We start from the raw sequence: 12,727 nt of genomic DNA on the forward strand, positions 1-12,727 counted from the left end.
TTATGAGTGTAGAAGTTAAAAGTATTGAGCCAATAAACTTTACAGAGGCTGCTTCTTTAAAAGTCAAAGAGTTGATTGAAGAAGAGGGTGATAATTCTCTTAGCCTTAGAGTATATATCACAGGTGGAGGTTGTTCTGGATTTCAATATGCCTTTGCTTTTGATAATGAAGTAAAAGAGGATGATATGGTTTTTACTAAAAATGGTGTTCGTCTTGTTGTTGATTCGATGAGCTTTCAGTATCTAGTTGGTGCTGATGTTGATTATATGGATGATGTTGAAGGCGCTTATTTTGTAATTAGAAACCCAAATGCCAAAACTACTTGTGGATGTGGTTCATCTTTTTCTGTATAATGGCTATAGTTGTATTTAAATAATTTTAAGTAAAAATCTTATGAAAATTGCTAATTTTGAAGTAGGAAATGGCAAGCCATTTTTCTTAATGTCTGGTCCTTGTGTTATTGAATCTGAGCAAATGGCTATGGATACTGCTGGGTACCTTACTGAAGTAACTAAGGATCTTGGTATAAATTTTGTGTATAAGTCGTCTTTTGACAAAGCTAATCGCTCATCTATAGATAGTTTTAGAGGATTGGGCGTAGATAAAGGTATTGAAATTTTAGCAAAGGTTAAAAAAACTTATAATATACCTATTGTTACAGATGTTCATGAAGATACACCATTTGCTGAAGTTGCTAAAGTTGTTGATGTACTACAAACGCCAGCCTTTTTATGCCGTCAAACAAATTTTATCGTTGAGGTTTGTAAGCAAGGAAAGCCAGTAAATATCAAAAAAGGTCAATTTCTAGCACCTTGGGATATGCAGCATGTAGTAACAAAAGCTAAGTCTACAGGCAATGAGCAGATTATGGTTTGTGAAAGAGGAGTTAGTTTTGGTTATAACAATCTAGTCTCAGATATGCGTTCACTTGAGATTATGAAAGCTACAGGTTGTCCTATAGTATTTGATGCTACGCATTCGGTGCAATTACCAGGAGGTCAAGGTAGCTCTTCTGGTGGTCAAAGAGAATTTGTACCAGTTTTATCAAAAGCAGCAATGGCAGTTGGTATAGATGGACTTTTTATGGAGACCCATCCGAAACCTGATGAAGCTAAAAGTGACGGCCCTAATTCGTTCCCTATGTATAAAATAAAAGAGCTTCTAAGTTTACTAAAAGAGCTTGATAATTTAGTAAAAAGTCAACCAAAAATAGATACTATAGGGTACAAATAATGGCTGGTAAAGGCGATGTTTTCATAATAGGTATAGTTGGTGGCTCTGGCTCTGGTAAAACATTATTTTCGAATGCTATCATCAATAAATTAAAATCAAAACATTTAAACAAAATCGCAGTAATTTCTGAGGATAGATATTATAAAAACTGGGGTGAAATGCTTGGCTTTGAAGAGGCTTGCAAAGTAAACTATGATCATCCAGATGCTTTTGATCATAAATTACTAAGAAAAGATTTAAATAATTTAGTCCAAGGTAATGATATCTATATTCCTCATTATGATTACACTACTCACTCAAGGATTGAGGAAAAAGCAGAGAAAATTGTTGGTGGTGTAAGTGTAATTATCCTTGAAGGAATTATGCTGTTCAATGATCATAAGTTATTAAAAATGATGGATTTTAAGGTTTATATGGATACTCCTGCTGATTTATGTTTTATCAGACGCTTGATGCGTGATCAAAATGAAAGAGGTAGAAGTGTAGAGAATGTTATAAACCAATATCTAGAAACCGTGCGACCAATGCACATTAAATTTATTGAGCCATCAAAGAGAAAAGCAGATATTATAATTCCTGATGGTGCACAAAATAAAACTGTGATTGATATTATATATAATAAAGTAAGACAATTATTGAAAAAAAATGGAGTGAAAAATGGCTAGAGTAACAGTGGAAGATTGCTTAGATAAAGTAGAAACAAGATTTGATTTAGTAGTTTTAGCCTCTATGCGAGCAAGTAAGATACTAAAAAATGGCTATTCTGAATCTATAGAACATGAGAAAAAAGAAAAAGCTACAGTTGTAGCTTTGAGAGAAATTGCTGAGTCAGAAATCACCCCAGAGCAAATATTAAGAAATGAGATAGAAGGATAATATTAATTAATCTGCTTAAAAATATTCTTGATTTGTATTAAAATTTCTATATAATGCATTGCTATCGGGTGCTTAGCTCAGCTGGGAGAGCATCGCCCTTACAAGGCGAGGGTCGGGGGTTCGAGCCCCTCAGCACCTACCACGGTCTAGAGCGGCTTTATGCCTAAATTTTATTTTCAGGTGTTATTTTATACTAATAAAATCTGCTTAGCATGAGGTAGAATTTGTTTAGAGGCATATCTAAGGATATTATATGAAAAAAGTTTTGTTAGGTTCATTAGTAGCAGTGGCAGCTAGTTCTATATCTTATGCTGATAATACTTTAGCAGCAGTTTGTCCAGCTGACTTAAAATATAAAACTATTAGCATGAGAGACATGTCTTTTAAATATGCACAATATAAAGATCATATTTGCGCTATTTTGGAAGTTGAACTTAATAAAAATAAACAATGGCAAGAACAAGGTAGTGGTTGGTTTGCCGCTGGCTTTGGAGCTAATACCATGAAGGATTCAAATATGTTTATATTTGTGCCGCAAAAATCTCAATCTCAATATGTACACTACGATGTTTTTGCAAATATTGGTGGTGCATATGGTCCAATTAAATCTTTAGATACTAAACCACAAAAAGGACAAATAGAGCTTTTATCATCTTCATTAGCTAAAGTTGAGTTCGCATTATATCCACAAAAAATACCAGGTTTAAAAACTAGTGGAAAGATAGATATGATTTTCTCACATTCAAAAGCTGGAGTTTATCAGTTTGCTCCAGGTCATGTCGCGGCATACGATGGTAAAGCTATTAATATAAAATAATAAAAGCCAATACTAACTTTTGTGATTAAGTTGTATTTGTTATTTGAATTAAATACAATTGTCGTAATATTTTTTCGTTGAATTATTTATGGGAATATCTAGACGTCATAATAAGCTAAAAGGTGGAATCTTTGAGGCAGAAATTACAGCATTAAGTCATGATGGTAGAGGTATTGCAAAAGTTGATGGTAAAACTACTTTTATACCTTTTACATTACCTGGAGAAATAGTAAAATTTGAATATACCTTTACAAAAGCAAAATTTGATGAAGCAAAAGTGGTTGAGTATATAAAAAAATCTCCTAGTAGAGTTACACCACCATGTGATTATTTTGAAATATGTGGTGGTTGTAGCTTACAGCATATGTCTACAGCATCGCAAATTGAGCATAAACAACAGACTTTACTTAATCAATTAAAATATATTGGAAATGATGTTGAGCCGGAGAATATTTTACCACCACTACACACAAATAATACCAAAGGTTACCGTAATAAGGCGCGTCTTGGTGTACGCTATGTTACAAAAAAGGACAAAGTACTTGTAGGTTTTAGGGAACGCAATGGTAGGTTTTTAGCTGATATAGATAAATGCATAATATTAAATCCGCTTGTAGGTGAGAAATTAACTGAAATAGCTTCTTTTATAGAGACTCTATCTATACATCAACATATAGTACAGTTAGAGATTGCAATAGATGATACAAGGCCAGCGCTTATTGTACGTCATCTAGAGCCATTTGTGAATGAAGACCTTGAAAAGCTAAAAACTTTTGGTTCGCAAAATAATTACTGGATATATCTACAGTCAAAAGGTCCAGATACAATTTTTAGATTATATCCTGAAAAAGATATTGCTCCAGTCAAGTTAAGTTATCAACCTATTGATGGTATTAGTATTGGTTTTGAGCCAAATGATTTTACCCAAGTAAATAATGATATTAATAGAAAAATGATAAAAAGAGCCATACAGCTTCTTGATATATCAAAGCAAGATTCTATTATCGATTTATTTTGTGGTTTAGGTAATTTTACACTACCAATCTCGAAATATGCTAAAGCTGTAATTGGTGTTGAGGGTGATGCTATGATGGTACAAAGAGCTAAAGAAACTGCAGCTAATAATAACATTACAAATGTTAATTTTTATGCAGCAAATCTTTTTGAGAGTTTTGAGAATAAAGAGTGGTTTAATAATTTTGAATACAATAAGATGCTTTTAGATCCGCCTCGAGCTGGTGCACAAGAAGTTTGTAGCAATATTGAGAAATTTAATGTTGAGCGCATAGTGTATGTTTCATGTGATACTGCTACTTTAGCACGTGATGCTGGCATTTTAGTTAATAGCAAAGGTTACAAATTGATAAGTGCCAGTGTAATGGACATGTTTCCTCATACAATGCATGTTGAGTCAATAGCTATTTTTGAGAAGGTCTAGTAGACACTTATGTACATAGGTTTAGATATCGGTGGTAGTAAATATCTCTACTGGTATTTTTGATGAGCAAAAAAACTGCTTAAGACTTCTAAGGTAAAATCAAAGGGTAAAAGTGATGCTGAGTAATCCTAGCGTAAATTTTCAAAGTAATAATAAATTAATTGATAATATTAAATAAAGGTAAGATAAAAACAATAGGTATTGATTTGGTATTGCTGGCTTTGTTGATTCAAAATTAGGAGTCTTAAATTTCAGCGCTAATATTAACCTTAATGGTATAAATATCGCTAAAAAAGTCAACCAAAAGTTTTCAAATGTAACCAGTATTTATCGAAAATGATGTTAATGTTGGTGTGTCATCGGCGAGTGAAAATATGGTGCTGGTAGATGTCACCAAGTTGAGATATTTGCTGGTACTGGTATTGGTGGTGGTTAAATAACTAGTTTTTATATGGAGTTACAGGTGGTGCTGGTGTTTGTTGGTAATGTAAGCATTAATAGTCAAGGAACTTCTTGTCAAAGCTGTAGTTCACAATGATGTTTAGAAACTTATGCTGGTAAAATTGGTATCGAAAACTGGCTTATTAATTTGCATAAAAAAAGTATAAAAAGCATCTTAATAGATTTTGTCTTAGATATAAAAGATAAATTTAAACTTGGAGATGTAAAAAAATATAAAATAATTCTATCAACAAAACATCAGCTTCTCATATAATTCAATTATTACAAATATTATATTTGACAGCTGCCAGGCAGTGAATAATTTTATTCCAATACGATCACATTATCCAACTATATTTTCTCAAATGTTCCAAATAGTATTTCTAGAATCAAATCAACAGCTTCATCCAAACCTAAATAAGATAAATATTGGGTTAGTTATTATGAAGAAACAAATCAAAACTTTAAACTTATTATATAGTAACTAAAAATTATATAACAAGCATAGATTTACAAACTGTATCTGAGTATTTTTTATGAGCTATTATATTTAAATCATAACTGTGAAATAAGTATTAATAATTATAAATAAATATGAGCATTTTTAAAAATTTTGGAAAAAAAGAAGAGTCACAGTAATTCAAGTGGATTTAATAATATCGAAATTGTTAAATGTTGATCTTAACCTTCATCACCATAAAATGAAATTGAAAAATTAGTAAAATATAAGAGCTTAGGCTATTTGTTGTTTAGCTTGAGAACTACGTCTTACTTGGACAGCTTCAGCTAGCATTTCTAGCATATTAAGAGTTTCTTCAAAGTCAACACATTTATCTGTAACACTTTGTCCATAAGTAAGAGGTTTGTTATTGATATCTTGATTGCCAGCAACAAGATTACTCTCAATCATTACCCCAAAAATATCATTACTTTGCTTTATCTGCTCACAAATATCTGTTAATACTGTAATTTGCTTAGTATGGTCTTTTTGACTATTACCGTGACTACAGTCAACCATTACCTTAGTATGAATATTAGCTTTTTTAAGTTTAGCAATACAGTTATCAACATGCTCTTTACTAAAGTTAGGACCAGAAGCACCACCACGAAGAATTACATGACCATTTTGGTTACCTTTAGTTGCAAATATTGCTGTTGAACCAGATTTTGTCGTACTTAAAAAATGATGCGGATAAGTAGCAGATTTAACTGCATCTACAGCTACTTGGATATCACCATTAGTAGCATTTTTGAAACCAATCGATGCAGAAAGACCAGAAGCTAATTCTCTATGTACTTGGCTTTCAACAGTTCTAGCACCAATTGCTCCCCAAGTGATTAGATCAGCAAAGTATTGAGGGGTGATCACATCTAGAAACTCAGTTGCACACGGCAGTCCAATACTAGTTAAATCTGATAATAAATTACGCGCAAGACGCAAACCTTTGTTGATATTATATGAATTATCAAGGTCAGGATCATTAATAAATCCTTTCCAACCAATCGTTGTGCGTGGCTTTTCAAAATATACTCTCATTATAATAAGTATATTTTTGTGAAATTTCTTAATTTGCTCTTTTAGCTTAGTAGCATACTCAATTGCAGCAACAGGGTCATTGATAGAACAAGGCCCTACAACAACAGCGACTCTATCATCATTTCCATGGATAATATCAGTTATTTCTTTCCGAGATTTTCTTACAGTTTCAAAAGAAGTCTTTAAAAGAGGTATATCTTGGATTAGCACTTCTGCAGGAATCAATACTTTTTCCTTTTTTATATTTATATTAGAAACTTTATCAAAGTTTTTATCACCTATCATTGATTTAGTATATGTCCTTATATTTATTATATACTTATTTTCTTTTACCAAAAAGACCTGACATATTCGCCATACCTTGCATAGTAGGCATGCATTTCATTAAGTTTGCCATACCACCTTTTTTACCAATAACGCTTTTCATCATTTTTTTCATTTGCGTATGTTGCTGAAGCAGTTTATTAAGATCTTGAATTGTAGTTCCAGACCCTTTAATAATTCTCTGCTTTCTACTATGTTTTATAAGTTCTGGTTTTTTACGCTCAATTGGAGTCATGGAATCTATCATAGCCTCAATCTTCTTGAACATATCATAACCAACATTACCTTGTAGATTTGCTGGCATATTTGGTAGTTTAGACATAATTGAACCTACACCACCCATTTTTTTCATTTGTTGGATTTGTGCCTTGAAATCTTCTAAATCAAAGCTCTTACCACTTTTAAGCTTTTTAGTTAGCTGTTCAGTAGATTTCTTTTCTGTTTTTTGCTCTATATTCTCTATCAAGCTAAGAACATCACCCATACCTAGAATCTTAGAAGCAATTCTATCAGGATAGAATGGCTCTAAAGCATCAGTCTTCTCACCAGTACCCAAGAATTTAATTGGCTTACCGGTGATCTCTCTGATTGATAAAGCAGCACCACCTCTAGCATCTCCATCAGTTTTTGTCAAAATCACACCAGTTAACTCTAAAGCGTCATTAAATGCTTTGGCTGTTACTGCAGCATCTTGACCTGTCATACTATCAACAGTAAAGAATGTTTCAATTGGGTTAGCAATTTTGTGGATTTGCTTAATCTCATCCATCATGTCATTATCAATATGCAATCTACCTGCAGTATCGATGATAAGTACATCTATAAGTTTAGTTTTTGCTGTTTTTATAGCAGCTGCTACAATATCCTGAGGCTGTTGTGAAGAATCTGACTCAAAAAACTCAACATTTAAACTATTTGCTAAATTTCTTAGCTGATCGATAGCAGCAGGGCGATAGACATCGGCACTGACTACCATGACTTTTTTCTTGTGGTGCTCTTTTAGGTATTTAGCTAGCTTAGCTGTAGATGTTGTTTTACCAGCACCTTGTAGACCAGCCATTAATATAACAGCAGGTGGCTGAGTTTTTAGGTTTATCAGTACAGTCTCTTCACCTAGTGCTTTTTCAATTTCTTTTTTGACAAAAGAAATAAAAGTCTGATCTGGGGTAAGACTTCTTTTGACTTCTTTACCAATAGCTTTTTCTTTGATGTTAGCTATAAACTTTTTGACTACTGTTAAGGCAACATCAGCTTCTAAAAGTGACACTCTAATATCACGCAGCGCCGATTGGATATTCTCCTCTGTTAGATAGGCTTGGCCTTTTATCTTTTTTAAAGACGATTGTAGTTTCTCTGATAAACTAGTAAACATATTGCTATAAGTTTCTTACTCTTAGGGGTACATTATTTATAATAATAAACAGAATACTAACATTTTTTTTAAAAATATACTATCTAACAAACGATACTTATGACTATTATTATGAATAATACTATACAAACTAATATATAAGTGTAATTTTTATCTCTTATAAAAAATATTAGCTCAAGAAAAATTCTTAATAGTGGCGAAATTATTATCAACAAAATGCCAATACTTATAATACTTTTTGCAGTATCGGCATTTCCTAAAAAGGTGTTTAGCGTGCCAATAGCTATAAACAAGATAGCTATAAATAAATTTAATTTCAAGACTTTATAAATAACATCATCTTTAATCATACTAACCCCTTAATAATCATTTGTATTGCTGATATAAATACAACCACAAAAAAAATTAATCTAAGAACTTGAGTTGGGATATGTGGCATTAATTTTGAACCAATTGTCGCACCTAATAAAGTACCTAATGCTGCAGCTGCTGTGATAGAGCTGTCTATATATCCAGCAGAGTAGTAAGTTGAAGTTGCAGCAAATGCAGTGATACCCATAATGAAGTTACTTGTCGAGGCACTAACTCTAAAAGGTATTTTCATAATTTTATCCATAGCTCCAACTTTAAATATCCCAGCACCAATACCAAGTAAACCACCAATAAACCCAGCACCAGCCATAGAAATAAAACCAAAGATAGGGTGGTTAACATTATAATTTTGCTTTTGCCCACCTATAATAATACTATCATTAAGCTGTAGTTTATTAGCTATAAAAAAATGCTTTGGTAATTTAGTTTTAGCGTTTGATTTTTTCTTAATGAAACTTAAAATTGCAACCACAATAAGTATGCTACCAAAAATCAAAAATAATACTTTAGCTCTGAGCATCACAGCTAGCTTACCTCCAAATATAGCTCCTACAGCTGTTGCTAATGATAAAAATAAACCTAATTTATCTTTGGTTAATCCATGTGACTTTAATGAAACTAAAGATGTTGCTGTAGATGTGCAGATAATAGCTACTAGTGATGCACCTATTGCATAGTGAAGAGGTACTTCAAGCACTGTTGTTAGCAATGGGGTAATTACTAATCCACCGCCTAAGCCAATGACAGCACCAATACCACCGCCTAAAACAGCAACAATAAAAATTATTAATTCAAAGAATAAGTAGTTTTCCAAGCCTAAATTTTTGAGTACTGAGTTCTGATAGCGAGATTATAACCTTTTTAACAACTATTTATTCAAAAAAATTGTGTTTTTACTTAAATGCTTTTAAAATATATGCTGTTTTGTGTAACTATTGAAAACATAATTAAATGGAGAAGAGGCCAGTATGGCGAAAGAAGATTGTATAGAAATGGAAGGTATTGTTTTAGAAGCACTTCCAAACACAATGTTTAGAGTTGAACTTGAAAATGGACATGTGGTAACAGCTCATATCTCAGGTAAGATGAGAAAAAACTATATCCGTATATTAACTGGTGATAAGGTTGTAGTTGAGATTACTCCTTATGATTTAACTAAAGGTCGTATTAAGTTCCGCAGCAAATAATAATTTTCAAAACTCTTAATATTTATATTTATCATAAAGAATTACTATTTTATTAAGATTAATAAAGCAGGTGTTATTACTGTAAGCATAATTACAATAGTTATAACTAGTGGCACTACTTTATTACTATAAAGTATTTCTAACTATAGGTTTATTATGCTTTAAATCTCAAAAAATCTCTCAAGTTATAAGTATAATAAAACTATAATTAGAGCGAGGAAAAGTATCAATGATTTATATATTTTTAATAATTTTTTAATTTAATTTTTCTATAAAATATAAAAAACACTACAGGTATGATTGACAATACAAAGCATACAGACAACATTTGAATAAATTCTAATAGATTACTATATAAATTATCTGGAGGGACAAAGCCAACAATCACACACAAAATAGTGCCTATAATACCTAAAAGACAAACAACAGCCATACCAATTTTTCCGCCAGGGATATGAAAATCATCTGTATTTCTTACTGTTTTATTGTTTGTTAACTTTAGTTTTAAAGCAGCAAAAAACATAATGAGATACATCAAAGAATATATTTGCGTACTAAGAGCTGTAAGAAGCCAGTAATAAGCTTGAACCGAAGACACCAACTCTAATAGTAGACATATTATAGTCATAATTATAGCTTGAAGTATTAGTATACCACTTGGTACATCATGTTTATTTGTTTTATCTAACATATCTGGTAAAAAATGGTCGTCAGCTGTTTGGAGTAATCCTCTTGCTGGTGAAATCATCCAGTTAATCATTGATCCTATTGATCCAACAAAAACCATTAAACCTAAGAAATAGTAGAAAAACATTGGAATTCCTAAATCATTTAAATAAACTTTAAAAGTTTTGATAGTACCATGAACAACATCAATTTGTGACTGTGGAAATATAATCGCAACAGCCAAAGCACCTAGAACCATTGTAAATATTATAAATATTACTGAAATTAAAAGTGCTATGGGAAATGTCTTTTTAGGATTTATAACTTTTCTAATATGCACAGTTGCTAACTCAAGCCCCAAGAAAGAAGCTATGATAGCTGTTAATCCCATCCATGATTCTGTAGATGTGAAACTAGGAATTAGATTATCTAGATGAAAATGGATATTTAGGTTATAACTATTAATAAACCAAATTAATGCAAATAGTACCATTAATAGCATAGGGATTACCATACCAAAAAAAGTACAAGTACTAGCAAAAATTGCTGATACTCTTAGACCTTTGAGATTAAGAATTGTCAAAGACCAAAAAACTACAGTTATAAATATAATTGTAAACTTTATATTCTGCGCAAAATCAGGATTAAATAAGTATGCAATTGTTCCTGCGAGAAATGTTAGAATACTTGGAAACCAGATAAGAGTATTTATCCATTGAAACCACACAGCTATCATCGCGACATTAGGGCCAAAAGCTTTTTTAACCCAACCGTATACTCCTTCTTCACCCTTAGCAGTATATGTTGCGGTCATTTCTGCAGATACTAATGCAACTGGTGCTAAAAATAAAAAAACAGCAACTGCAAAAAAGAAGAATATGTATGTTCCTGAAGTAGCTGTGGAGGGAAGGTTTCTAATATTATCAATAGCTCCCGTCATTAATAATACTAGCAAGATTAAACCAATTTTTTCTTTTGCTGATGAGTTTACTGTCATAGTTACATATTTATGAACACTTTAGTTATATAATAACTTAATGGTGTCTAAATTGGCAATCATTTATGCGATATACAATGGCATTACTTGAAAAAGTTTCTCTAAGGTTTGTAATGCGTTTTTATTATCGACTTTTATTATTAATCTATCTTGATCTTGTATTAGTAAACTATCAGCATAAAACCTTGGGATATTATCAACTTTCATTATCGCAATGATTTCTAGACCTTGAGGTAATTTTAAGTCACCGATCTTTTTACCTATAACAGTAGACATATTCTCTTGACCATGTACTTTAAGCTCAACAAGCATGTCTTCACTATCTTCGATCTCGTACATTCTTAGCATATCAACCTGAGTTAAAAATGCCTTAATTGTTGTATATGAGAAATTATGTGGCGAAATAGAAATATCAATAAGTTTTAGATCTCTAGTAATATCATAGTATTCGGCACTATTAACTGTAGCTATAGTTTTCTTAGCACCAAGTTTTTTTGCCAAAATTGATGACATAATATTTATCTCATCAGAATTTGTCAGAGCAAAAAACATATCTGCTTCATCAATACCTTCAGCAATTAATAAATTATTATTAACAGGGTTATAATGTAAAATTGTTGATTTAGATAACTCATTCAAAGCAAACTCGCATTTTTGAGCACTTGGATCTATCATTTTAATAATATATCCTTTACTCTCCAAAGATTTAGCTAAAGTGATACTTGCATAATTTATACCTGCTATAAATATCTTTCTGATGTTAGCTTTTTTTGGTTGAAATATTGATAGTATTTGTGATGAATATGCTTTTTTTGAAAGATACATAACTCTATCACCAGGATTAACTAAGACACCAGTATCATCAATATCTAATTTTTGGCCACCTCTATATACAGAGATAATATCAACTTTAATATCACCTAGACCTAAATATATATCTTTAACTGCAAGACCTATAAGAGGGGAATCTGATGATACTTCAACACCTATAATCTGAACACGCTTGTCAAAAAAACTTGATATAAAATATGCTCCAGATAAGAAAATTAATTGTTCTAATCTTTTTGTAGTTTCAAAAAATGACTTTATAACCAAATCGATATTATTCAGCAGTTTAGGGAATCTATTATACTCAGTATCGCGAATTCGTGCGATTTTATAAGGTGTTTTATATAACTTGTAAGCCATATCACATACAGCTATATTTGTAGTATCATTTGATGTCACAGCTATTATCATATCAGTATCTTTAAAATTAGCTTCCATCATAATATTTGGTTTTGTAACATCACCAATAATTGTCTGCACATCAAATGCTGATGAGATAAAGCCAAGTTTTTCTTTATCTAAGTCAATGACAGAAACTTGATGGTCCAAACTTAGTCTTTGAGTCAAATATACCCCTAATTGCCCAGCTCCTAAAATAGCTATTCTCATAATTAAATTGTTATATTACTTTAAATGATA

The 12,727-nt window shown here is 31.5% G+C and carries 13 protein-coding genes, 1 tRNA gene and 1 pseudogene; 9 read left to right on the forward strand and 6 right to left on the reverse strand.

Going from position 1 to position 12,727, the window contains the following annotated elements; translation table 11 throughout:
• Positions 1–2: 2 nt before the first annotated feature.
• The 8 genes and pseudogenes from erpA to FSC845_RS10090 all read left to right on the forward strand — a co-directional run.
• A complete protein-coding gene (gene erpA / locus FSC845_RS04735) occupies positions 3–353 on the forward strand; it encodes an iron-sulfur cluster insertion protein ErpA (protein ID WP_064460938.1) in 351 nt (116 codons plus the stop codon).
• 40 nt (positions 354–393) lie between these two features.
• A complete protein-coding gene (gene kdsA, locus FSC845_RS04740) occupies positions 394–1,233 on the forward strand; it encodes a 3-deoxy-8-phosphooctulonate synthase (RefSeq protein ID WP_064460939.1) in 840 nt (279 codons plus the stop codon).
• On the forward strand, positions 1,233–1,898 hold the full coding sequence (gene udk / locus FSC845_RS04745) for a uridine kinase (RefSeq protein ID WP_064460940.1): 666 nt from the start codon (positions 1,233–1,235) through the stop codon (positions 1,896–1,898). The genes kdsA and udk overlap by 1 nt, the downstream gene beginning before the upstream one ends.
• Positions 1,891–2,109: a DNA-directed RNA polymerase subunit omega gene (gene rpoZ, locus FSC845_RS04750; RefSeq protein ID WP_064460941.1), complete on the forward strand. Its 219-nt coding sequence runs from the start codon at positions 1,891–1,893 to the stop codon at positions 2,107–2,109. The genes udk and rpoZ overlap by 8 nt, the downstream gene beginning before the upstream one ends.
• A gap of 66 nt (positions 2,110–2,175) precedes the next feature.
• Positions 2,176–2,251 (forward strand) — tRNA-Val (locus FSC845_RS04755).
• 111 nt (positions 2,252–2,362) lie between these two features.
• Positions 2,363–2,926 (forward strand): hypothetical protein, encoded by a 564-nt coding sequence (locus FSC845_RS04760; RefSeq protein WP_064460942.1) that lies wholly within the window; start codon positions 2,363–2,365, stop codon positions 2,924–2,926.
• Positions 2,927–3,014: 88 nt separating this feature from the next.
• A complete protein-coding gene (gene rlmD / locus FSC845_RS04765) occupies positions 3,015–4,364 on the forward strand; it encodes a 23S rRNA (uracil(1939)-C(5))-methyltransferase RlmD (protein WP_064460943.1) in 1,350 nt (449 codons plus the stop codon).
• Between the two features lie 9 nt (positions 4,365–4,373).
• A pseudogene (locus FSC845_RS10090) lies at positions 4,374–5,037 on the forward strand (ROK family protein); the annotation flags it as partial.
• A 501-nt stretch (positions 5,038–5,538) separates the two neighbouring features.
• On the opposite strand, the gene FSC845_RS04770 reads toward FSC845_RS10090, so the two are convergent.
• The 4 genes from FSC845_RS04770 to FSC845_RS04785 all read right to left on the reverse strand — a co-directional run bounded on the left by FSC845_RS04770 (position 5,539) and on the right by FSC845_RS04785 (position 9,224).
• Positions 5,539–6,627 carry a 3-deoxy-7-phosphoheptulonate synthase gene (locus FSC845_RS04770; protein ID WP_064461736.1) on the reverse strand — a complete coding sequence of 363 codons (1,089 nt, stop codon included), beginning with the start codon at positions 6,625–6,627 and terminating at the stop codon, positions 5,539–5,541.
• Positions 6,628–6,661: 34 nt separating this feature from the next.
• A complete protein-coding gene (gene ffh, locus FSC845_RS04775) occupies positions 6,662–8,038 on the reverse strand; it encodes a signal recognition particle protein (protein WP_064460944.1) in 1,377 nt (458 codons plus the stop codon).
• Between the two features lie 83 nt (positions 8,039–8,121).
• Entirely contained in the window at positions 8,122–8,388 is a 267-nt protein-coding gene (locus FSC845_RS04780; RefSeq protein WP_064460945.1) for a DUF1634 domain-containing protein, read from the reverse strand.
• Entirely contained in the window at positions 8,385–9,224 is an 840-nt protein-coding gene (locus FSC845_RS04785) for a sulfite exporter TauE/SafE family protein (RefSeq protein ID WP_064460946.1), read from the reverse strand. Before FSC845_RS04785 ends, FSC845_RS04780 begins: the two co-directional genes overlap by 4 nt.
• Before the next feature lie 154 nt (positions 9,225–9,378).
• Here FSC845_RS04785 and infA point away from each other — a divergent pair, with 154 nt between their 5' ends.
• Positions 9,379–9,597, forward strand: a complete 219-nt coding sequence (gene infA, locus FSC845_RS04790; protein ID WP_064460947.1) for a translation initiation factor IF-1 — start codon at positions 9,379–9,381, stop codon at positions 9,595–9,597.
• A gap of 244 nt (positions 9,598–9,841) precedes the next feature.
• Here the strand turns inward: infA and FSC845_RS04795 are convergent, their stop codons facing one another.
• Together FSC845_RS04795 and trkA are read right to left on the reverse strand one after the other, a co-directional pair.
• Complete coding sequence (locus FSC845_RS04795; protein WP_064460948.1) at positions 9,842–11,260, reverse strand: APC family permease; 1,419 nt, start codon at positions 11,258–11,260, stop codon at positions 9,842–9,844.
• Positions 11,261–11,323: 63 nt separating this feature from the next.
• Positions 11,324–12,697 carry a Trk system potassium transporter TrkA gene (trkA, locus tag FSC845_RS04800; RefSeq protein ID WP_064460949.1) on the reverse strand — a complete coding sequence of 458 codons (1,374 nt, stop codon included), beginning with the start codon at positions 12,695–12,697 and terminating at the stop codon, positions 11,324–11,326.
• Positions 12,698–12,727: the final 30 nt, after the last annotated feature.

Origin of the sequence: Francisella persica ATCC VR-331 (assembly GCF_001653955.1) — a bacterium.
Lineage (GTDB): Bacteria > Pseudomonadota > Gammaproteobacteria > Francisellales > Francisellaceae > Francisella > Francisella persica.

Coding starts and splice junctions, on each gene's coding strand:
- erpA (WP_064460938.1), top strand. CDS start 3: ATGAGTGTAGAAGTTAAAAGTATTGAGCCAATAAACTTTACAGAGGCT.
- kdsA (WP_064460939.1), top strand. CDS start 394: ATGAAAATTGCTAATTTTGAAGTAGGAAATGGCAAGCCATTTTTCTTA.
- udk (WP_064460940.1), top strand. CDS start 1,233: ATGGCTGGTAAAGGCGATGTTTTCATAATAGGTATAGTTGGTGGCTCT.
- rpoZ (WP_064460941.1), top strand. CDS start 1,891: ATGGCTAGAGTAACAGTGGAAGATTGCTTAGATAAAGTAGAAACAAGA.
- FSC845_RS04760 (WP_064460942.1), top strand. CDS start 2,363: ATGAAAAAAGTTTTGTTAGGTTCATTAGTAGCAGTGGCAGCTAGTTCT.
- rlmD (WP_064460943.1), top strand. CDS start 3,015: ATGGGAATATCTAGACGTCATAATAAGCTAAAAGGTGGAATCTTTGAG.
- FSC845_RS04770 (WP_064461736.1), bottom strand. CDS start 6,627: ATGATAGGTGATAAAAACTTTGATAAAGTTTCTAATATAAATATAAAA.
- ffh (WP_064460944.1), bottom strand. CDS start 8,038: ATGTTTACTAGTTTATCAGAGAAACTACAATCGTCTTTAAAAAAGATA.
- FSC845_RS04780 (WP_064460945.1), bottom strand. CDS start 8,388: ATGATTAAAGATGATGTTATTTATAAAGTCTTGAAATTAAATTTATTT.
- infA (WP_064460947.1), top strand. CDS start 9,379: ATGGCGAAAGAAGATTGTATAGAAATGGAAGGTATTGTTTTAGAAGCA.
- FSC845_RS04795 (WP_064460948.1), bottom strand. CDS start 11,260: ATGACAGTAAACTCATCAGCAAAAGAAAAAATTGGTTTAATCTTGCTA.
- trkA (WP_064460949.1), bottom strand. CDS start 12,697: ATGAGAATAGCTATTTTAGGAGCTGGGCAATTAGGGGTATATTTGACT.